Origin of the sequence: Thermococcus sp. (assembly GCF_026988555.1) — an archaeon.
Lineage (GTDB): Archaea > Methanobacteriota_B > Thermococci > Thermococcales > Thermococcaceae > Thermococcus.
Genome location: NZ_JALSLB010000062.1, coordinates 24,454 through 42,434, shown reverse-complemented (window position 1 = coordinate 42,434; position 17,981 = coordinate 24,454). Strand labels below are relative to the sequence as shown.

Genomic DNA, 17,981 nt, shown 5'->3' with positions numbered 1-17,981 from the left:
GAGAAGGGCCTCCAAAAGATTATTAAATGCCGTCCCGATGTTGCCGTGGGGACGTGAATGATAGAAGCGGTGCTGTGGGTCATGGCGATAGTCATAGGACTCGTGCTCCTGGTGGTCTCAGGGGACATGCTCTCGGACAAGATAGTGGAGGTAGCCCGGAAGGCCGGTATTTCCACCCTCGTCATAAGCATAGTTCTCATAAGCCTCGCAACCACACTTCCCGAACTCATAACGAGTGCCGTGGCCAGCTATCAGGGGCTGACCGGCATGGCCCTGGGGAATGCACTAGGAAGCATATTCGCCAACATCGCCCTGATATTAGGCCTTGCCGCCCTGGCACGGCCCCTCAAAGCGACCAGAGCCGCGTACGAGAACTCACTGATAATGCTGATGTCGTTCTTCCTGGTAATGCTCCTATCTGCGGATGGTGTTCTTTCCAGGTTTGACGGGATTATACTCCTGGGCAGCTACGTGATTTATCTGAAGTGGCTCATTAAGAAGCATGCCAGAGACGAAAACGGCGGGAGCGTACGGGGAGACGCAACCCTCCTAGATTATGCGATACTGCTGTTCCTTGGCCTGATCCTTGTTACAGGGGCAAAGATGGTTGTTTACGGTGGTGAGAACATAGCGGAGGCTATGGGAATCTCGGATTTCGTAATAGGAGCGACCATAGTGGCCATCGGGACATCCCTACCTGAGATGACGAACGCAATGTACGGGGCGGTGAGGGGCAGGGGTAGTATAAGTGTGGGCAACATAATCGGGGCAGATATAATGAACGCCCTCGTGGTTCTGGGGATAGCCTCGGTCATACGGCCCCTTCAAACGGGTGCATCGGCTTTGACAGTGGCCCTAGTGCTCGCCGTGATGCTCCCAATGACGGCCTCCCTAAGGCGGACTCACGGATTGGGAAGGCCAATAGGGATTTACTTCCTCGCGGTTTACTTCCTCTACCTGGTGCTTATGTTCTCAGGGATGAAGCTCTAAAAGTTTTTAAACTCGGTCCCCACCTCCCATCGGTGGTGAAGATGAAACGGCTATGGGCACCGTGGAGAATTGAATATATACGCTCACCCAAACACAACGGCTGTATATTCTGTGACTTCCCCAAGGAGCATCGAGACGATGAAAGGCTCATTCTTTACAGGGGAGAACACAGCTTCATAATCATGAATAACTACCCCTACAACCCCGGCCACGTGATGATAGCACCGTATCGGCACGTGGGGAAATGGGAAGACCTAAACGACGATGAACTGCTCGAGATTATGAAACTCTCGCAGCTCGTTATAGAGGCTCTCAAGGATGTTATGAACCCGGACGGTTTCAATATGGGTGTGAACCTCAGCCGTGTCGCGGGGGCCGGAATAGACGATCACGTCCACCTCCACATCGTTCCAAGGTGGAACGGGGATACCAACTTCATGCCCGTGATAGCGAACACCAAAGTCATTCCAGAATCACTGCATGAAGCCTACTACGAGCTGAAAGGGGCTATAGACCGGATAGTTAAGAAAGAAAAAGTTTAGGTCTCAGAGTCTTCTCACCACTATCTCAAACTTCTTGTTCAGAGGCAGGTCGTGAAAGAGGGCCTCATCGAGCTCCAGAATGGAAACGTCGGCCTCTATTGTGGAAGCTTTCCCTTTTGAATCGCTCACCTTCAGTTCCACCAGCTTCTCATCCTGAATTCTCACAGATAGGAGAGTACCATCCGCAGCTCGCCCCTCCATTGTAAAGTCCACTCCGTTAAGCTCCCAGGCTATGCGCTTTATCAGGGCAGGTGCGGTTTTTGGAGAGATGTTTTCAACCACGCCCCTCTCCTCCAATATCTCCGCAACGGGACAACTAACCTGCGCTTCACAGAAATCCTTTATTGCCTCAGCTATTCCCTTGGCAAACCTCTCAAGGGGGCCTGCCCATGAAAGTCTCACCGAAACCGGCCCAGCTGGCGGTGACGCGGAGTCCCTCGCCCACCATCTCAAACGTGATCGTCAGGATGCCCCTGTTACCTGTGAAAGTGTAGATGGCCTTTTTATCCTGAAACCCAACGGTGAGTCTGAACTCATAGCCGAAGTTGAAGATGAACTTGGGAACCTTGAAGCGCACCACATCACCGTGCACGCTCTCAAAATACGGGAAAAATGGAAGTGTTTTCTCCGGCTCTCCAAGGACCATCCGAAGGCTCTCCCAAGGATGTGAGATTGGGACTTCACAGCTTTTGGTTTTCACTGGTTCTCACCGGTTTTTAATAAATTGACTCTCAAGAAAAGCCTTTCTTAAACCGTTGGTTTAGAACTCAGCAGGGTTTTCCACTTTTCTTTTGTCCTTTTCCAACACCCTGAGGGCATTAATTTCCCTTCGGGGCAGTAACCAATCTGGATGCAGCGTGGCCCGAGTTTTGCCCATTTTATGATCGGCCTCAGCTCCTCGTTCTTTGCAATCTCCTCCAGCATCTTCCATGCGACTTCCCTTATCTCCCACTGCGCCCGCTCGCATGCACGGAGGCCGAGGAAGTGCTTGAGCTCACGAAAGTTCATCGTCACAACGATCTTCGTCCTCACCGCCTGGGGAAGTACAAAACGCGCGTCTTCCTGGTGGATTCCCGCTTTGTGGCTCTCATCGTAAAGCTCAATGGCTTCGCGCATCAGCTTTTTCCACTTTTCGTAGAGCTCGGGGTTTTCTTTAACACTCTCTGGAATTATAAATGTTTCCTCGATGTCTTTAGGGTTTAATTTTATATATCTTTGTGACTGCTGGGTGTAACTTGCAAGTCTATGACGAACAAGCTGGTGCGAACAAACGCGAGAGCATCCCTCAATTGCAAAGGTCAGAACCGCGTGCTCCAGAATGGACTCATGCCCATATCCAAGGATCCTCGGCAGGTGCATCTCGACGTCCTTCTCAGCCATCCTCTTGAAGGCCCCGCTCTCCCAGTCTTCCCAGTAGCTTATCAATGCCGCCCATGTGACAGTTTCAAGGGGTTTTTTTGTATAGTTGACAAGAGTCACCTTGATTCCACTATCCATCATCGTCACCAAGGATAGCGGCACTTCCACCTTATTAGTTTTTTGAGAAGCCAACGCCAAACACGAAGTGCCACAGATAGAACATAACAGTGTCTGTCCTCATCAGAAAAATCAGAAAAAGGGGATCAGAACGTAATCTCCTCCCCAGCCGGTGTGGGCTCTGCCTTTCCTGGGACAGAATCCGGGAGAGAGAAAAACGCAACTATTTCCAGGATCGCTGCGATCAGAATTAGTATGACTCCGATCACCACTATGGTGAGCACCGCTCCTATAATGTAGAGGAGTGCGACGGTACCAAACATACTCACCCCGGTCTCCTCGGCGACCATGTCGTAGCTCTGCTTCATAAAGTAAGCCGCCACGATCATCAGGATCGCACCGACGATCATCATTGCACCAATTCCCATCATATGTCCGGAGAGCATACCCGAGATCATGCCTGCAAGCATTAGAATAGATGCTACTATGGCCAAGACCGCGGACCACAGGTACTTACTGAATATCTCCCCGTTACCGGTGGCATCGGAGATCTTCTTAACTCCTATCAACTTCAGTACGAATCCCACAAAACCGAGGCCGACAACCGTTAATATCGCTCCGATACCTCCCCAGATCTTGGCATCCTTCAACTCCGTCATGGAACCACCTCAAAGTCTTATGGACGTAGACTCTTAAAAAAGTTTCGAGGAGTATTTGGAATGTTCAGTTTCAGCTCCATCGAAAGTACATCACAAACCACTTAGAAGCATAGATGGACATTACATTTAGAAAGCTTCTGGGCCCGCATCCTCAAAAGATTTCAATCGACCGAACCATTAACCGACGAAAGGATTATTAAAAGCGAATGCCAGCTTTAATCGGTGATGCACATGGTGGTTAGCCTTGCAGGAAGGGATGTCCTCTGCCTTCAGGACTTTACAAGGGAAGAGATCGAGACTGTTCTCAAAACCGCCGAGATGATGAAGATCTGGAACAAGATTGGAGAAGCACACAGGGTTCTTGAGGGTAAAACACTCGGCATGATATTCCAGAAGCCCTCAACTAGAACGAGGGTCTCTTTTGAGGTCGGAATATACCAGCTCGGCGGTTACGGCCTCTACCTCAACGCCCAAGATCTCCAACTCAGGCGCGGTGAGACAATAGCGGACACCGCCCGTGTTCTCAGCAGGTATGTGGACGGAATCGTTGCAAGGGTCTATGCCCACAAGGACATTGAAGACCTCGCCAAGTACAGTAGCGTTCCAGTGATAAACGCCCTCAGTGACTTTTCCCACCCGTGCCAAGCCTTAGCGGACTACCAGACCATACTAGAGAAGAAGGGCAGGATTGCCGGCTTGAAGGTCGTCTACGTTGGCGACGGCAACAACGTCGCCCACTCCCTCATGATCGCTGGAACCAAGCTCGGTGCCAACGTCGTCGTTGCAACCCCAGAAGGCTATGAACCTGACGAAAGAGTCATCAAATGGGCGGAGCAGAACGCGGCCGAGAGCGGCGGCTCATTCGAGCTCCTCCACGACCCGGTTCAGGCGGTCAAAGATGCGGACGTTATCTACACAGACGTCTGGGCGAGCATGGGTCAGGAGGCCGAGGCTGAGGAGAGGAGGAGGATATTCCAGCCGTTCCAGGTGAATAAGGACCTCGTCAAGCACGCCAAGCCGGACTACATCTTCATGCACTGCCTCCCGGCCCACAGGGGAGAAGAAGTTACGGACGACGTCGTTGACTCCTCAAACAGCGTTGTCTTTGATGAAGCGGAGAACAGGCTCCACGCCCAGAAGGCAGTGATGGCCCTCGTCATGGGCGGGATAAAGGTCTGAAGGCCTTTTCCCCTTTATTCTCCCCGCGCTTGACGTTCTAGTGGCCCGTTGCGAAAGCGGAATTTCATAAACGGTGCAATCTATGAAAGTACACTTCACACATGGCGATTGAGATAATCAAACTCATCAGGCACAACCCTTGGTGGAACGGGGAGGGCTGGGAGAAGGAAGACCCAAATCTCTCCTGTGTGAAAGGTATAATCCCCAGAAAGGAAATTAGGACAAATGAAGCTTTTACCCGGGAGGGGCATCGAGGGGAACGAGTACTACTTCAACCCCCTCAATTTCAGGGAATTCGCACGGTTTATGAACTTAAACTGCCCGATGTGTCTTTTCCTTACGATAAACCAAACGTCGATGAAATTTTCCCCAGGTACGAGAAACTTGAGGGGCTGTTCTACGCGTACATTCTCACGGGTGGTGTTCCAGAGGCTGTTCTGGACTTCAGGTCCAGGGAAACTGTCGGGGAAGAGCGTTACGAGGAGATAATAAGGCTAGTCCTCGGCGAGATTGCCAAATCCGGAAAGAGTAAAGAGATTGCGAGGGAACTCTTAAAGGCTATTTTCAGGCTCAAGGGCAACCGCGTTGATTACGTAACCCTGGCTGGAGAATTGGGGTTTCCCACCCCACGGTCAGGGAGTATCCCTCAACCCTTGAGAGCGCAAGGGTGATTTACCCCTTCGAGGCCCGGAACGTGAGTAGAAGAGGCACGCCCATCGAAAGGAGAAGACTGGCACGTCGAGGAGCCAATACTCCGGGAGAAGCACTCCTTCGCCGGATGTTATTACAATAGGAACAAGGAGTGCGACCTCGTTGTACGGGAGGGGGAAAGTTATTCGGGATCGAGGTGAAATATGGAAAGGTGAAAAGAAAACGCTGCCCGTTCCCGACCCTTTACGTCTCGAAGGACGAGCTTGGGTCGGATGCCCTCCCTGTCTCGCTGTATCTCTACAGTCTGGGGAAGGACGGAGGTCAATATAAAAAATAGAGCTTCATAAGAACCCCAAGAGCTGCTGGTAAAGACTTTTCATTTCAGAAACAGGCCCTGTAAGGACGGCCTTAGTCTTGGCATGTATTTCAACGATTCCCTTTTTCCCGATTATTCCCTGCTCCCTGTATTTGATTCCCTGAACATCTTCGAGTTTAAACGTTACCACATCATCACTTTTGAACACTAAACCCCTCTGGGCGTAGAGTATTATCCTCTTGTTGGTTACAATGACTTGGTATCTACTCCCGCCGTACTCCACAAGACCTTTGCTCTGGAACCTTATATCTTCCCCCGGCAATAGATGGTCTGAAAGAGCCACTTTCGGCACCTCCTGCTTAAAAGACTTTCGGTAGACTATATGCAATCTATTTAGGCACCTCCTGCTTGATCCTTGTTAAAAACGAGAAATAACTCGGGGAGAACCTTTTAAACCCCTCATCCAATCTACCACATGCTCGAAAAGCTCTTCAGCCTCGGCTACTCGAAGACCTTTGCGGAGCGCTACTACGAGCTCTGGGGCGGGAGGGCCCTAAAGATAGCTGAGGCAATGGAGAAGTCTCTGCCGAGGTGCTTCCGCGTAAACACGCTCAGTATAGGGGTTCCAAAGCTTACAAAGCTCCTCAACAAGAAGGGCTTCCAGTTCAGGCGCGTCCCCTGGGCGAGGGAAGGTTTCTGCCTCACAAGGGAGCCATTCTCGATAACATCCACGCCCGAATACCTGGGCGGCCTCCTCTACATACAGGAGGCCAGCTCGATGTACCCGCCGGTTGCACTCGAACCGAAGCCAGGGGAAGTCGTTGCCGACATGGCCGCCGCCCCCGGCGGGAAGACGAGCTACATGGCCCAGCTGATGGAGAATGAGGGCAGCATCTACGCCTTCGACGTTGGCGAAGATAGGCTGAGGGAAACCCGTCTGAACCTTTCCCGCCTCGGCGTCACTAATACTATCCTTTTCCACAAGTCCTCACTTCACATAGACGAGCTCGGCGTCGAGTTCGACAAAATCCTCCTCGATGCTCCGTGCACCGGCTCAGGGACGATACACAAGAACCCCGAGCGAAAGGCCAACAGGACGATGGAGGACGTGGAATTCTGCCAGGGGCTGCAGATGAGGCTCATCGAAAAGGGACTGAGTGTTCTGAAGCCGGGAGGAAGCCTCGTCTACTCCACCTGCTCCCTCGAGCCCGAGGAGAACGAGTTCGTAATCCAATGGGTTCTGGACAGCTTTGATGTCGAGCTTCTCTCGCTCCGCTACGGCGAGCCGGCTTTAACGAATCCCTTCGGCGTTGAACTCAGCGATGAGATAAAGAAGGCAAGGCGGCTCTATCCCGACAGGCACGGGGCGAGCGGCTTCTTCGTTGCGAAGATCAAAAGACTTTAACCCATCTTTTCCGGGGCGTGATCCCGTGACTCGGTGGCGAGCTTCTCATCCAGCTCCCTGAGTCTCTTGAGGACGTCCTCGCTGAGGTGCTTCTCCAGCTCTTTCCGCGCGGCCTTGGCCAGCTCGAACTTCGAGTCGTACTTCCCCAGGGACGCCCAGTGTATCTTCTTGCCCTTAACGAAAACGTCTATGTCGCAGAGGCGCTTGTAGCCGTGGTACTCGATGCCTTTGAGCAGAAACTTGACGCGCTCCGGCTTCTCCCAGGTCAGGAGCTTGAGTTTGTAGACAGGAACGCGCATGAAGGGTCTCGGATAGTCCCAGTCCCAACCCTCACCGACGATGAAACCCAGGTCCAGGTCTTCTATAACCGTCATGAGCCTTTCTATGTTCTCCTCGTAGCGTCTCTCAGTGTCGTAAATCTTGATCGTAAGCTCGTTCCACTCTGGAAGGAGGCGAAACAGTATCATCGGTATGTCTATGAGCAACTCCCTGTAAACGTTGAGGAAGTTTTTCCTGACCAGGATGGCCCCATCGATATCCTCTGGACCCACGGGAGAGCTGAGCTTCTTCCTCGTTACGGATATAACGGTATCGCCAGCCTCGCCGATGTTGAGGGCCTCAAGCTGGCTCATTGTCTTTCCCCCGAACTTCTCCGCTAGGAGCTCAAGGGCCTCATTCACTTTTTCCGGCACGTGGAGGAGAATTATCGTGCTCTCCACCTCAATTCTGTCCGCTGGAAGGCCGCCGTTTATCGCCTCAGCTAGCACCAGCTTGGCACTCTGCCGGATCAGGAAACCAGTATCCGGGGGCACGGTCTTTCTCTCCTCCGGTGGCGTCACCAGAAGGATCGTCTCAAATTCATTGCTCTTCCTTATGGCGTCATCAGTCGATATCTCCTCAACGTCGAAGAGCTCCCTTATCCCAGTCTTTAAAACTTCTACATCCCCCCGCAGGAAGAGCAGGGAAGGCCCAAAGCGTACAAGCCGCATCATAAACTCCTCCTAAGTTTATAACCTCTGTTCGTGTCGGTCCCCGTGGGGTATCCAACACGGTAGGTTTTCCCACTGGGAAGCAGAATGAAGTTAACGCCCAGAACGCCGTTCAGACCTCCGTTTATGAGCCTAAAGTTGTGCCCGTAAAGGCGGAAGTCGGCGCCCCTCCCCAGGACCTCCTCCGGTCTGTGTCCTAGTGCGAGTTTTATGCCCTCAATCTCTATGAGTGTCCCGGGTTCAACAACGTCCTCCCCAAAGAACTCTCTGATGATGTCCGGGTCGTCCTCGTTGCCCGGAACAATGTACAGCTTTGCTCCGCTGGCCTTGAGGATGCGGGCAAGCTTTCTAACGGCCCCGATGTAGGCAGGCTTCAAATCGGGCCTCCTCTCCAGTTTGATGTTGTCGGCTAGGTCCCCCGTGTGTATAATGTAGTCGGGTTTGGCTTTCTCTATCAAACTCCCAATAAACCGGTAGGTACTCTCGGGGGTGTCGCTTACGTGCATCACCTTGACTTCATCGGACGACGCAAGGGTTTCCATCACCCGTCTACGGAACAGTGGGAGTTTGAAGGGCATTGAATACTATTGGGAAAGGAGTTATATATATCTTCCCGAAAACCAGGATGGTGTTGTGGATGAAGGTCCTTGTTCTCGGTGCTGGAAACGTTGGAAGGGCGATAGCCTGGGATTTGAGGGATGAGTTTGACGTTCACGTGGGAGACGTCAGCGATGAGAAGCTGAAAGCCGTCTCTAAATTCGCCACGCCCCTGAAAGTTGATGCGTCCAGCTTCGATTCCCTCGTTGAGGTTATGAAAGGCTTTGAGCTGGTTATTGAGGCGCTTCCAGGCCGCTTCGGATACCAATCGATCAGGGCCACGATAAAAGCGGGCGTTGACATGGTTGACATCTCGTTCATGCCGGAGAACCCGCTGGAGCTTCGCGATGAAGCTGAAAAGGCAGGGGTGACGGTTATATTCGACGCTGGCTTTGCCCCCGGGCTGAGCCACATCCTGATGGGGCGCATATGGCAGGAGATGGACGAGCTGAGGGAGGGCTACATCTACGTCGGTGGTCTACCAAAGGAGCCCAGGCCACCACTCTATTACAGAATTACATGGTCACCTAAGGATTTAATTGCGGAGTACACGAGGGCGGCGCGCGTGATAAGGGGCGGCGAGGTTAGGGCGGTTGACCCCTTCGAGAGGATTGAGGAGGTAACCGTTGGAGATTTCGAGTTTGAGGCCTTCGTGAGCGACGGGCTGAGGAGCCTGCTGGAGAGTGTGAGGGCGGAGAGGCTCGAAGAGTGGACGCTCCGCTGGCCAGGACATCTTGAGAAGATGAGGGTTCTAAGGGAGCTCGGCTTCTTCAGGCCGGAGAACGTTGATAAGACGCTCGAGGTCATAGCCCCGCTCATGACCTACGCGAGCCCCGACTTCTCAATAATGCAGGTGATCGGAAGGGGGACCCTTGATAATGAGGAGAAGGAGATAGGCTATTTCCTGTACGACGAGGAAAAAGAGGGCTTCACCTCGATGGCCCGCCTCACGGGGTTCACAGCGGCCATCGTGGCGAGGCTCGTTGCGGAGCAAAACTGCATCTTCGGAGTTATCCCGCCTGAGATACTCGGAATGCGCATAGACACCTTCACTCGCATAACTGAGGAGCTTGGGGATAGGAGCATAAAGCTGGAGAGGTGGGAGAATGCTTCATCTAGTGATAGCTGAGACGGAGCTTGAACCCGTTCCAGAGTCCATAAGAAACCATCCGGCGGTCGTGAAGTACGCAAAGAGAAAGGGCAAAAAGCCGGTGGAGGTGCTACTGGACAGCACCTACCACCACGCGGCCATCAAAAAGCTCCCGGACGGGGAGAGACGGGGAAGGCCGGATATAGTGCATATCTGCCTGCTGAACGCTCTCGAAAGCATTGCCAACAAGGAAGGCCTGCTGAGGGTCTACGTCCACACGAGGAACGACGAGGTGATATACATCAAGCCGGAAACGAGGATTCCACGGAACTACAACCGCTTCGTTGGGCTGATGGAGAGCCTCTTCAGGGATCGCATCGTTCCGAGGGATCTGGGACTCCTCCGCATGGAAAAGATGAGTTTAACGGAACTCATTGAGGGTATAAACCCCGATGGGATCTTCGTTATGCATGAGAGAGGAACCCTCACAAAACCCCTTGACTTCGGGAGGAGGCTGGCGTCGCTTGGGAATCCGGCGGTGATCGTCGGCGGATTTCCACATGGAGATTTCATTAACCATGTCCGAGGAGAGAAGGTAAGTCTCTACAGGGGACCCCTCATGGCATGGACCGTTATCAGCGAGGTGCTAAGTGGCTTTGAGGTATGGAGGACATACCTGGAGTGAGGGGGGCAACTACCGCTATTCAGCCCGTTTTTTCTTTAGTTGCCACCAAAATGACCGTGGATGTATCCAGGAAGCGACAAAACGTTTTTATATTTTGTCCCATTATCCGGGATGATAATAACGGGGGGAACCGCCATGAGGAAAATAAGCATTTTAATGGCGTTCTTGATAACGGGATACATACTGGGCATCTGGAACTTTCTGATCCTTCCGAGGTACTACATAGTGTTCGGCATGAAGGGGTTTCTGATATCACTGATGCCCCTGCTAATTGCGATGTTCCTGGCCTACGAGGAGGCAGAAAGCACGAAGAAAACGAGGTACCTAATATACGAGCTCTTCTTTAAAGTTGCTAGAATGCCAGCAGTTATATTTTCCCTTATGATGTTTCTGCTGATAATGCTGGGCATAACCACCTACTACACGTCATGCAGCATCAGGTACCTCTTTGGGCTTGGAGAGGCCTACGTTCCCGTGATAGCAGTGGTCACAATACTACTGGCTGCATTTCTCCTGATGCTGGCAAAGGGAAGAACTCTGGAGTTCATCTCCGTGGTATCCATTCTGTTCGTCATCTTTGCACTGGTTGCGGCTCTGATGATAAGGAATAGCGCCCTCTCCGCTGTTACAGCCTCCCAGGCAAAGACTTACATGAACCAGGCGACCTCGGCGATAACATCCTTCAACCAACCTTTAACCCTCAAGGGGGTTGTTTACCTGGTAATCTCAATGCTGATGGCCTTTGGCCTTGGAGCCGGTGTCTATTATGTCATAGGTAGCTTCAGCCCAGAGGATCTGGACCTGAAAAAGGTTCTCGGCGGTGTGCTTCTCCTTCAGATCATCCTAAGCTTTACAGCGGCCTTTACCGTTGCATACTCACTGGGTACCGCCTACCAAGCGTACGAGGATGCGGTTCACAATCCCCACATATCCCCGGAGCAGACCATCAACCTCTACCTGAAGTTCTCCAATCTGCAGGCCTACAGCACAAACAGCACCCAGACGCCGATAAAGGCCATAAACGTGTTCTACACCATCCCCAGGGTTCTTAAAGGGCACGTTAAGAATGCAGGTAGGGTTATATGGCTTCTGATGCTCTCGGTTTACCTGGCGGGCCTGACCACGATAATAGTACTTATAGAGATGGGGAGTCAGATGTTCTCGGAGGTCATGCAGATCAACAGGGGAAAGAGCCTAACGGCCGTTTCCATCATCGCCATGTTCGTCGTGGGGGCCATGATGATAAAGGAGGTCCAGTTGATGTTCCTGGCGGTGCCTTTCAGTGTAGGGGCGTTGATGGCGGCGTTTGAGGCGTATCCCCTACTGCATTCGGAGGTCTCGGAGAACAGGAGGCTCGTGGCCATCCTGGTTCTGTTGCTGGCCCTGTTCAGCGCGATCACAATCTACTATCTGTTTGCTAAGGGCACCCTGAGCATAAGGATAGGGATACTGCTGGGCCTTGTGCTTTTCGTTCCAACCCTGATGAACGGAGTCCTACTGAAGGGCAGAAGAGGATGAATTCATTAAAATCCTTTTCTTTTACCCCGTTAAGGTTTTAAATGATTCACAGAAGCTCTATACCGGTGGTGTGGATGGTATACATAACTCATTATCCCAACATCTTGGCCTACGTATTCCCCCTCCTGCTGTACTACATCTCGATCCCCGCCGCATTCATCGTATGGTGGATGAGGTATTCGGACGACATCATGGCGGGTGCGCGGCATCTAAAAAGCCTCGGGGTTTACTTCCTCATAGCACTGGTAACAACGTCTTCAATGCTGTTCCTGCTCACCGACGAGTACCTCTACGTACACGCTGACGGTAGAACCCCGTTATGCTTGAGCGGTTCGTGTATAACGTCTCAAACGTGGATCGGCCACTATCGGATCAACACCGCAGATTTAAAGAGGTTCGGGATACCTGAGTACGGGATGATGCGGGAGTACCGACTGGTTGATAGCGGGGTAAAGCCAAACTCAATCATAGGGGAGAAAACGAAGGTAAATTCCCTTGTTATCATACGGACCTTTCTCATACTCCCAGTGACGGAGGTCTACGATTACAAAATCGGATCGGATATGCACACGGTAGTTTCAAAGGAGAAGTTCTACATCGTGTTCCCCGAGTACCCCGGCACCGTGCTGACAGAACACTACGACATGGAGTTCTCGCTGTTTCTGTGGCATATGTGACGGAAGCCCTCAGTACTTTCAAAAATTTTTTAAAGCCCCCCCCCAAACCCATTTAGAACGCTTACGGAGGTCTGAGAAATGGGAGATAAGACCAAGGTTCAGGTGAGCAAGCTCAAGCCTGGGAGGTACATCCTTATAGACGGTGAACCCTGCAGAATAGGCAACATAACCGTTTCCTCACCGGGTAAACACGGCTCAGCTAAAGCCAGGATTGAAGCCGTGGGGATATTCGATGGGAAGGTAAGGGGCATGGTCAAGCCGACCAGCGCCGAGGTTGAGGTTCCGATAATAGACAAAAGAACCGCCCAAGTAATAGCCCTCACCCCCGACACCGTCCAGTTAATGGACATGGAGACCTACGAGCTCTACGACGTGCCCCGCGATAGCGGTGTTGATGACTCAATCAAGGATCAGCTTAGGGAGGGCATAAACGTTGAGTACTGGGAGACCCTGGGAAGGATAAAGATCATGAAGCTTAAGGGGGAGTGAGTTCCCTTTTCCTTTTAGCCCGTCAGTTAACACATGTGTCCCTTCATGCATTGAACATAACGTATTTAAGCTCTTCTGGGCATCATCTGGGCGGGGGGTGCTATGGTCAAATTCACGGACCTGATAACGCGTAAGTTCCAGAATATCGCGGGCAGCAGGTACGAGGAGATACTGAAAGCGTACGAGGAGTTCTTTCTGACCGAAGAGGAGATGGTGATTCCCGACATCAAGTCGATACTGATCCCACTGGACAGGTACACCACCACCGTCCCGGACGAGGTTTACGAGACGATCTCCGCGTACCCCAACGCGCGGCTCCAGCTGGTGTACATGATAGACGAGAACGTGTGCCGATTGATAAAGGACACACTCGGGGAAGAGGACGCCAAAAAGTTCAGGGAGAAAGAAGAACGCAGGGCCAGAGAGATACTCTCCAGAATGAGGGACAGGATCCGAGAACTCGGTATTATCTGGGCGGAGGACACCGTGTTCGGGGACAAAAGCGAGTACGTTGAGAGCATTGCCGGTGAGTACGACATGCTCATAATATCAAAGCACTACGGCTCTGAAACGGCAAAGACCCACACAGTGAGCCCCGTGGTCTTTAGAATCGTTCAGTACGTCGGGAGGCCTGTAGTGCTGTATTGACGGGGGGCCCAGTTATGATATCAACTGGAGAGATCATCGCCCTTTCGGTGTTCAGTGGGGTTTACGCCCTGATTATGAGCGAGAAGATACACAGAACCGTTGCAGCAATGGTGGGTGCCTCAGTGATCATGGTTCTAAACATCGTACCGTGGGATAAGATCCCAAAGTACCTGGATCTGGGTACGATACTCCTGCTGGCGGGTATGATGACTGTGGTAAACATAGCAAAGGACAGCGGGCTCTTCGAGTACATCGCTATCAAGACCGCAAAACTCTCAAAGGGAGACCCCATGAAAGTTCTCCTTCTGTTCTCAGTTATCACAGCGCTGGTGAGTGCATTTTTGGACAACGTTACCACCGTCCTCCTTTTGACCCCAATGCTAATCTACATAACCCGACAGATGGACGTCAATCCGGTTCCGTTCCTGCTCGCGGAGGTCTTCGCCTCGAACATCGGTGGAACCGCGACGCTCATCGGGGACCCACCAAACATCATGATAGGGTCTGCCGCTGGGCTGAGTTTCAACGATTTTATCCTCAACATGGCACCCATAGCGTTCCTAGACCTCTTCGTGACGGTGGGGATAATCTACCTGGCCTACAGAAGCGCTATGAACGCCCACAGCAACAGATCGGAGGTGATAACACTCAGCATCATGTCCCTCAACGAAGAGGACGCTATCAAAGACAGGATGCTTTTCAGGAAATCGATTGTCATGATAGCGGCCATAATAGTGGCGTTCTTCTTCCATGACAAACTGGGGCTCCAGCCTGCGGTAATAGCGCTGACAGGAGCATCCATACTCCTGCTGTGGAGTGGGGCATCGCCGGAGTACGCCCTGGAAAAGGTTGAATGGGCAACGCTGTTCTTCTTTGGGGGGCTGTTCATAATAGTGGGTTCACTCGTCGAGACCGGGGCGATAGACCAGCTGGCGGACTGGATGCTGGGGTACGTGCACACGGAGGGACAGGCAATCCTCCTGATCTCATGGTTTTCCGCGTTCTCCAGCGCTATAGTTGACAACATACCCTTCACCGCCACCATGATACCCCTTATCAAGGCCATGGGAAACAGCATGAGCACCTACCCCCTATGGTGGGCCCTCTCACTGGGAGCATGCTTGGGCGGAAACGGAACTGCTATAGGTGCAAGTGCCAACGTGGTTGTGGTTGGTATGGCGTACAGGGAGGGGATAAAGATAACCTTTGGGGACTTTCTGAAGGTAGGAATGGTCATAATGGTGGCCACTGTTGGCTTGGGGAGTGCACTTATATGGTTGAGGTACGTTGGTCTCTGAGGTGGTAGAGGTGAAGATACTGGTCCTCGTCGATGGCTCAAAATGGAGTCAAAAAGCGGCCCTTCACGCTTTTTCAGTGGCCAAAAGGAAGAACGCCAAAGTGATTCTGTTCTCGGTTCTGGATAGAAAAGAGGTTCGTGCAATAGCGTTTCATCTAAGCATAAGAAGTGAAAGCATCGATGACATCCAGCGCTTTGAGGAAACGGCATGGAAAGACACCAAGCGGAGTATAAAAGAGGTTATAACAACCCTCCTAGAACTGGGACACAGGGAGGGGGTGAACTGCTCCTTCAAGATAATCGAGGGGTCAGCCAAGGATAAGATACTCGAAGAGGCGAACAGCGGGAGGTACTCACTGGTCGTGATGGGGGCATACGGAAAGAGCGGGAAGACTAGGATAGGTTCCCTGCTTGAGGACGTTGTTGGGAATATTGAGCCCCCGGTCATGATAGTGAAGTGAAGGCCCACCCTTAAACTTTAAAACCCTGCACCTCAGCCACTCTGGGGGTAAGACCATGGACTTCTTGTACACTTACGAGACGCTCAAACTGGAGTTTCCCTTAACTGAACCGGAAAACGCAAGGTTCGTCCTCATTGGAGTTCCCTTTGACGGCACCACCTCGTACAAGGCGGGAGCACGATTCGGGCCAACACTGATACGGCAGGCAACACTGAACCTCGAGAGTTATATTCTAGATTATGATATAGATGTTGCGGACCTGCCACTCGCCGACATCGGGGACGTAGCGGTCGTAGCCGGTGACCCCAGGAGAACGGCGAATAGGGTTAGAGAGACCGTTGAAGATATCCTAAAGAGCAACCCCAACGCACTCCCTGTGCTTCTTGGTGGAGAACACTCCCAAACCCTCGGTGCGGTTGAAGCGCTCAAGCCTGCAAGCTACGTTGTCTTTGATGCCCACCTAGACCTGCGCGACCATTACGAGGACAATCACTACAACCACGCCTGCGTGGCGAGGAGGATAAGCGAGCTCGGAATCAGGGAGGCGATGTTCGGAATCAGAAGCGGCACCAGAGAGGAGGTCCAGTACGCGGAGGATCATGGGATAAAATGGGTTCATGCGAGGGATTACAGCCTGGATGCATTTATAGAGCTCGTGGAGGCCCTTCCGGAACCTATATACCTCTCCATAGACATAGATGCCTTCGATGTCTCAATGGTTCCGAGTACCGGAACACCCGAGGCCGGCGGATTGGGCTTCTGGGACGTTGTGGCGGCAATAGAGTGGCTCGCACACAGCAAGCGTATAGCAGGTTTCGATATAATGGAGGTAGGTGGGACTGAGCTGGGAGACCCCACTGCGCTAACAGCCGCAAAATTGCTCTTCTATTTTATAGGGGTGACAGGAGGCAGGAGGTGACTCCCTCGAAATTAAAGGGGGGCTCGTACTCAGGGGGTTTTTATATTGTCCTTCACCTCCTCGTACCTTCGTATCCTGTCCTCCAGCGTTTCGCCCTTGAGGAGCTTTGAACGGAGCAAAGGAAGCCAGAGCGTCTCCATTATCACGGATACCAGCACCGTCAGAACGGTAACGGCCAGTATCACATCACCCCAGTACACGGTCAACGTTGCATTGGGGTACCTTGTGGCAAGGGAGAGGGGCAGTGCGGCAAGGGCTGAGGGAACTATCCCCCTTGGACCTTCAAGTGATATGAAAAGGTACTCCTTGGGACTCCACCATTTTAGTAGGAACACCGCCGCCAGTGGACGGGCTACGACCATTATGAAAAACGCCACCAGAATGCCACCAACTAGGTTCTTACCGAAGAGAGAGAGGTTGAGGCTCGCCCCGAGGAGGATGAATATGAAAACCGTCGCTATGGCCGCAAGGCTCTCGTTGAATTCAACCTCCCGTTCAATGGCTGTCAAAACCTCGTCCATGATGTCTATCCGCCTCCAATGCCCGATCAGTTTGTAGTTTCCGAGGACTATCCCGGCCACCGTCGCCGCGAGATAACCAGAAGCCTGAAGCTGCTCCCCCAAGAAGAAACTCGTGAACGCCAGAAGAAGTGAGAACAGTTCTATCTCTGGAAACTCAAAAATCTCCGCCCTTTTTATAAACCAGTACCCAAACAGTCCGATAGCAATTCCAACCAGCACCGAGATCAGAACCTCGTAGAAGAAGTACACAACGGCCCCACCATAAACACCAACTTGGGAACTCAGGGCCGCAAAAAGGCCGCCACTGGCCTCCGGCACTATCATTGAAATCGCCACGGCAGTAAGAACGATGCCGAGGGGATCATTGAAGATGGATTCAGTCACTATCGTCGTTTCAATATCCTGCCTTACCCTGTGCTGCCTGAATAGAGGGATTAAAGTCGCCGGGTCCGTAGCGCTTATTATGGCACCGAAGAGGAGCCCCACAAGGAACGGGGCATGAAATATCCAGGAAAAAAACCACGCAGAGAGGAGAGCGGTTAATACAAGCCCAAGGGTATCCAGAGTGATTATAGTCGAGAAGTTCCGTTTCAGGAGCTTTATGCTCAGGTTGTGGCCCTCGGTGAAGAGTATCATCACAAGGCCAAAGACCCTTACATAGTCAAAGAGCTCGTGTGCAGTTTCTCTTGGGATTACAAGAGCCACCGGCCCGAATATTATCCCGAACACGATGAAGAGGGGCACGTAAGAGACTTTAAACTTCCTGCCAATGAGCATTGAAGCTATGCCAATGCCAACCACCGCGACTAGTATCCTAGTCAGGGTCTCTATGGGCGTCATTGAACTCCCTCCCGCCGATCCTCTATACCCCT

23 protein-coding genes are annotated in these 17,981 nt (G+C 52.2%); 15 read left to right on the top strand and 8 right to left on the bottom strand.

Annotated features, from left to right (window positions below; genetic code table 11):
- Nucleotides 1-57: 57 nt before the first annotated feature.
- Both MVK60_RS10195 and MVK60_RS10190 read left to right on the top strand, forming a co-directional pair.
- Nucleotides 58-990, top strand: a complete 933-nt coding sequence (locus MVK60_RS10195) for a calcium/sodium antiporter (RefSeq protein WP_297439046.1) — start codon at nucleotides 58-60, stop codon at nucleotides 988-990.
- Between the two features lie 41 nt (nucleotides 991-1,031).
- Nucleotides 1,032-1,532 carry an HIT domain-containing protein gene (locus tag MVK60_RS10190; protein ID WP_297439135.1) on the top strand — a complete coding sequence of 167 codons (501 nt, stop codon included), beginning with the start codon at nucleotides 1,032-1,034 and terminating at the stop codon, nucleotides 1,530-1,532.
- Between the two features lie 3 nt (nucleotides 1,533-1,535).
- Here MVK60_RS10190 and MVK60_RS10185 read toward each other — a convergent pair whose 3' ends face one another.
- From MVK60_RS10185 to MVK60_RS10170, 4 genes are all read right to left on the bottom strand, one after another.
- Nucleotides 1,536-1,934, bottom strand: coding sequence for a hypothetical protein (locus tag MVK60_RS10185; RefSeq protein WP_297439044.1), 399 nt, complete (start codon nucleotides 1,932-1,934; stop codon nucleotides 1,536-1,538).
- Nucleotides 1,906-2,109, bottom strand: a complete 204-nt coding sequence (locus MVK60_RS10180) for a hypothetical protein (RefSeq protein ID WP_297439042.1) — start codon at nucleotides 2,107-2,109, stop codon at nucleotides 1,906-1,908. Before MVK60_RS10180 ends, MVK60_RS10185 begins: the two co-directional genes overlap by 29 nt.
- A 170-nt stretch (nucleotides 2,110-2,279) precedes the next feature.
- Nucleotides 2,280-3,029, bottom strand: a complete 750-nt coding sequence (gene thyX, locus MVK60_RS10175) for an FAD-dependent thymidylate synthase (protein ID WP_297439133.1) — start codon at nucleotides 3,027-3,029, stop codon at nucleotides 2,280-2,282.
- Nucleotides 3,030-3,154: 125 nt separating this feature from the next.
- Complete coding sequence (locus tag MVK60_RS10170; protein WP_297439040.1) at nucleotides 3,155-3,667, bottom strand: DUF996 domain-containing protein; 513 nt, start codon at nucleotides 3,665-3,667, stop codon at nucleotides 3,155-3,157.
- Nucleotides 3,668-3,898: 231 nt separating this feature from the next.
- Here MVK60_RS10170 and argF point away from each other — a divergent pair, with 231 nt between their 5' ends.
- The 3 genes from argF to MVK60_RS10155 all read left to right on the top strand — a co-directional run bounded on the left by argF (nucleotide 3,899) and on the right by MVK60_RS10155 (nucleotide 5,834).
- Complete coding sequence (gene argF, locus MVK60_RS10165; RefSeq protein WP_297439131.1) at nucleotides 3,899-4,846, top strand: ornithine carbamoyltransferase; 948 nt, start codon at nucleotides 3,899-3,901, stop codon at nucleotides 4,844-4,846.
- A gap of 101 nt (nucleotides 4,847-4,947) precedes the next feature.
- The gene (locus tag MVK60_RS10160; protein ID WP_297439038.1) at nucleotides 4,948-5,517 is read left to right on the top strand and encodes a hypothetical protein; all 570 of its coding nucleotides are present in this window, start codon (nucleotides 4,948-4,950) and stop codon (nucleotides 5,515-5,517) included.
- 191 nt (nucleotides 5,518-5,708) lie between these two features.
- Nucleotides 5,709-5,834, top strand: coding sequence for a hypothetical protein (locus tag MVK60_RS10155; RefSeq protein ID WP_297439036.1), 126 nt, complete (start codon nucleotides 5,709-5,711; stop codon nucleotides 5,832-5,834).
- A gap of 4 nt (nucleotides 5,835-5,838) precedes the next feature.
- Here MVK60_RS10155 and MVK60_RS10150 read toward each other — a convergent pair whose 3' ends face one another.
- A complete protein-coding gene (locus MVK60_RS10150) occupies nucleotides 5,839-6,165 on the bottom strand; it encodes a PH domain-containing protein (RefSeq protein ID WP_297439034.1) in 327 nt (108 codons plus the stop codon).
- 123 nt (nucleotides 6,166-6,288) lie between these two features.
- Here MVK60_RS10150 and MVK60_RS10145 point away from each other — a divergent pair, with 123 nt between their 5' ends.
- Entirely contained in the window at nucleotides 6,289-7,218 is a 930-nt protein-coding gene (locus tag MVK60_RS10145) for an RsmB/NOP family class I SAM-dependent RNA methyltransferase (RefSeq protein WP_297439032.1), read from the top strand.
- Here the strand turns inward: MVK60_RS10145 and MVK60_RS10140 are convergent.
- On the bottom strand, nucleotides 7,215-8,207 hold the full coding sequence (locus MVK60_RS10140) for a hypothetical protein (protein ID WP_297439030.1): 993 nt from the start codon (nucleotides 8,205-8,207) through the stop codon (nucleotides 7,215-7,217). The genes MVK60_RS10145 and MVK60_RS10140 overlap by 4 nt on opposite strands.
- Entirely contained in the window at nucleotides 8,207-8,785 is a 579-nt protein-coding gene (locus MVK60_RS10135) for a metallophosphoesterase (RefSeq protein ID WP_297439029.1), read from the bottom strand. Before MVK60_RS10135 ends, MVK60_RS10140 begins: the two co-directional genes overlap by 1 nt.
- Before the next feature lie 59 nt (nucleotides 8,786-8,844).
- On the opposite strand from MVK60_RS10135, the gene MVK60_RS10130 reads away from it, so the two are divergent.
- The 9 genes from MVK60_RS10130 (at nucleotide 8,845) to speB (ending at nucleotide 16,588) form a co-directional block, all read left to right on the top strand.
- The gene (locus MVK60_RS10130) at nucleotides 8,845-9,933 is read left to right on the top strand and encodes a saccharopine dehydrogenase family protein (protein WP_297439129.1); all 1,089 of its coding nucleotides are present in this window, start codon (nucleotides 8,845-8,847) and stop codon (nucleotides 9,931-9,933) included.
- A complete protein-coding gene (locus tag MVK60_RS10125) occupies nucleotides 9,911-10,579 on the top strand; it encodes a 16S rRNA methyltransferase (RefSeq protein WP_297439027.1) in 669 nt (222 codons plus the stop codon). Before MVK60_RS10130 ends, MVK60_RS10125 begins: the two co-directional genes overlap by 23 nt.
- Nucleotides 10,580-10,690: 111 nt before the next feature.
- Entirely contained in the window at nucleotides 10,691-12,097 is a 1,407-nt protein-coding gene (locus MVK60_RS10120; RefSeq protein WP_297439025.1) for a sodium-dependent transporter, read from the top strand.
- A gap of 65 nt (nucleotides 12,098-12,162) precedes the next feature.
- Complete coding sequence (locus MVK60_RS10115) at nucleotides 12,163-12,774, top strand: hypothetical protein (protein ID WP_297439023.1); 612 nt, start codon at nucleotides 12,163-12,165, stop codon at nucleotides 12,772-12,774.
- 78 nt (nucleotides 12,775-12,852) lie between these two features.
- A complete protein-coding gene (locus MVK60_RS10110) occupies nucleotides 12,853-13,263 on the top strand; it encodes a translation initiation factor IF-5A (protein WP_297439021.1) in 411 nt (136 codons plus the stop codon).
- 102 nt (nucleotides 13,264-13,365) lie between these two features.
- The gene (locus MVK60_RS10105; RefSeq protein WP_297439019.1) at nucleotides 13,366-13,911 is read left to right on the top strand and encodes a universal stress protein; all 546 of its coding nucleotides are present in this window, start codon (nucleotides 13,366-13,368) and stop codon (nucleotides 13,909-13,911) included.
- 14 nt (nucleotides 13,912-13,925) lie between these two features.
- Nucleotides 13,926-15,209, top strand: coding sequence for an ArsB/NhaD family transporter (locus tag MVK60_RS10100; protein WP_297439017.1), 1,284 nt, complete (start codon nucleotides 13,926-13,928; stop codon nucleotides 15,207-15,209).
- A 10-nt stretch (nucleotides 15,210-15,219) separates the two neighbouring features.
- Nucleotides 15,220-15,669: a universal stress protein gene (locus MVK60_RS10095; protein WP_297439015.1), complete on the top strand. Its 450-nt coding sequence runs from the start codon at nucleotides 15,220-15,222 to the stop codon at nucleotides 15,667-15,669.
- 55 nt (nucleotides 15,670-15,724) lie between these two features.
- A complete protein-coding gene (gene speB, locus MVK60_RS10090; RefSeq protein ID WP_297439013.1) occupies nucleotides 15,725-16,588 on the top strand; it encodes an agmatinase in 864 nt (287 codons plus the stop codon).
- A 29-nt stretch (nucleotides 16,589-16,617) separates the two neighbouring features.
- Here speB and MVK60_RS10085 read toward each other — a convergent pair whose 3' ends face one another.
- Nucleotides 16,618-17,949, bottom strand: a complete 1,332-nt coding sequence (locus MVK60_RS10085) for a sodium:proton antiporter (RefSeq protein WP_297439012.1) — start codon at nucleotides 17,947-17,949, stop codon at nucleotides 16,618-16,620.
- Between the last annotated feature and the right edge of the window lie 32 nt (nucleotides 17,950-17,981).

Bases quoted from the DNA above. Each gene is read 5' to 3' on its own strand.
- MVK60_RS10195 (WP_297439046.1), top strand. From the start codon at position 58: ATGATAGAAGCGGTGCTGTGGGTCATGGCGATAGTCATAGGACTCGTG.
- MVK60_RS10160 (WP_297439038.1), top strand. From the start codon at position 4,948: ATGGCGATTGAGATAATCAAACTCATCAGGCACAACCCTTGGTGGAAC.
- MVK60_RS10140 (WP_297439030.1), bottom strand. From the start codon at position 8,207: ATGCGGCTTGTACGCTTTGGGCCTTCCCTGCTCTTCCTGCGGGGGGAT.
- MVK60_RS10120 (WP_297439025.1), top strand. From the start codon at position 10,691: ATGATAATAACGGGGGGAACCGCCATGAGGAAAATAAGCATTTTAATG.
- MVK60_RS10130 (WP_297439129.1), top strand. From the start codon at position 8,845: ATGAAGGTCCTTGTTCTCGGTGCTGGAAACGTTGGAAGGGCGATAGCC.
- MVK60_RS10085 (WP_297439012.1), bottom strand. From the start codon at position 17,949: ATGACGCCCATAGAGACCCTGACTAGGATACTAGTCGCGGTGGTTGGC.
- MVK60_RS10110 (WP_297439021.1), top strand. From the start codon at position 12,853: ATGGGAGATAAGACCAAGGTTCAGGTGAGCAAGCTCAAGCCTGGGAGG.
- MVK60_RS10125 (WP_297439027.1), top strand. From the start codon at position 9,911: ATGCTTCATCTAGTGATAGCTGAGACGGAGCTTGAACCCGTTCCAGAG.
- MVK60_RS10170 (WP_297439040.1), bottom strand. From the start codon at position 3,667: ATGACGGAGTTGAAGGATGCCAAGATCTGGGGAGGTATCGGAGCGATA.
- speB (WP_297439013.1), top strand. From the start codon at position 15,725: ATGGACTTCTTGTACACTTACGAGACGCTCAAACTGGAGTTTCCCTTA.
- argF (WP_297439131.1), top strand. From the start codon at position 3,899: ATGGTGGTTAGCCTTGCAGGAAGGGATGTCCTCTGCCTTCAGGACTTT.
- MVK60_RS10105 (WP_297439019.1), top strand. From the start codon at position 13,366: ATGGTCAAATTCACGGACCTGATAACGCGTAAGTTCCAGAATATCGCG.
- MVK60_RS10190 (WP_297439135.1), top strand. From the start codon at position 1,032: ATGAAACGGCTATGGGCACCGTGGAGAATTGAATATATACGCTCACCC.
- MVK60_RS10100 (WP_297439017.1), top strand. From the start codon at position 13,926: ATGATATCAACTGGAGAGATCATCGCCCTTTCGGTGTTCAGTGGGGTT.
- MVK60_RS10135 (WP_297439029.1), bottom strand. From the start codon at position 8,785: ATGCCCTTCAAACTCCCACTGTTCCGTAGACGGGTGATGGAAACCCTT.
- thyX (WP_297439133.1), bottom strand. From the start codon at position 3,029: ATGGATAGTGGAATCAAGGTGACTCTTGTCAACTATACAAAAAAACCC.
- MVK60_RS10145 (WP_297439032.1), top strand. From the start codon at position 6,289: ATGCTCGAAAAGCTCTTCAGCCTCGGCTACTCGAAGACCTTTGCGGAG.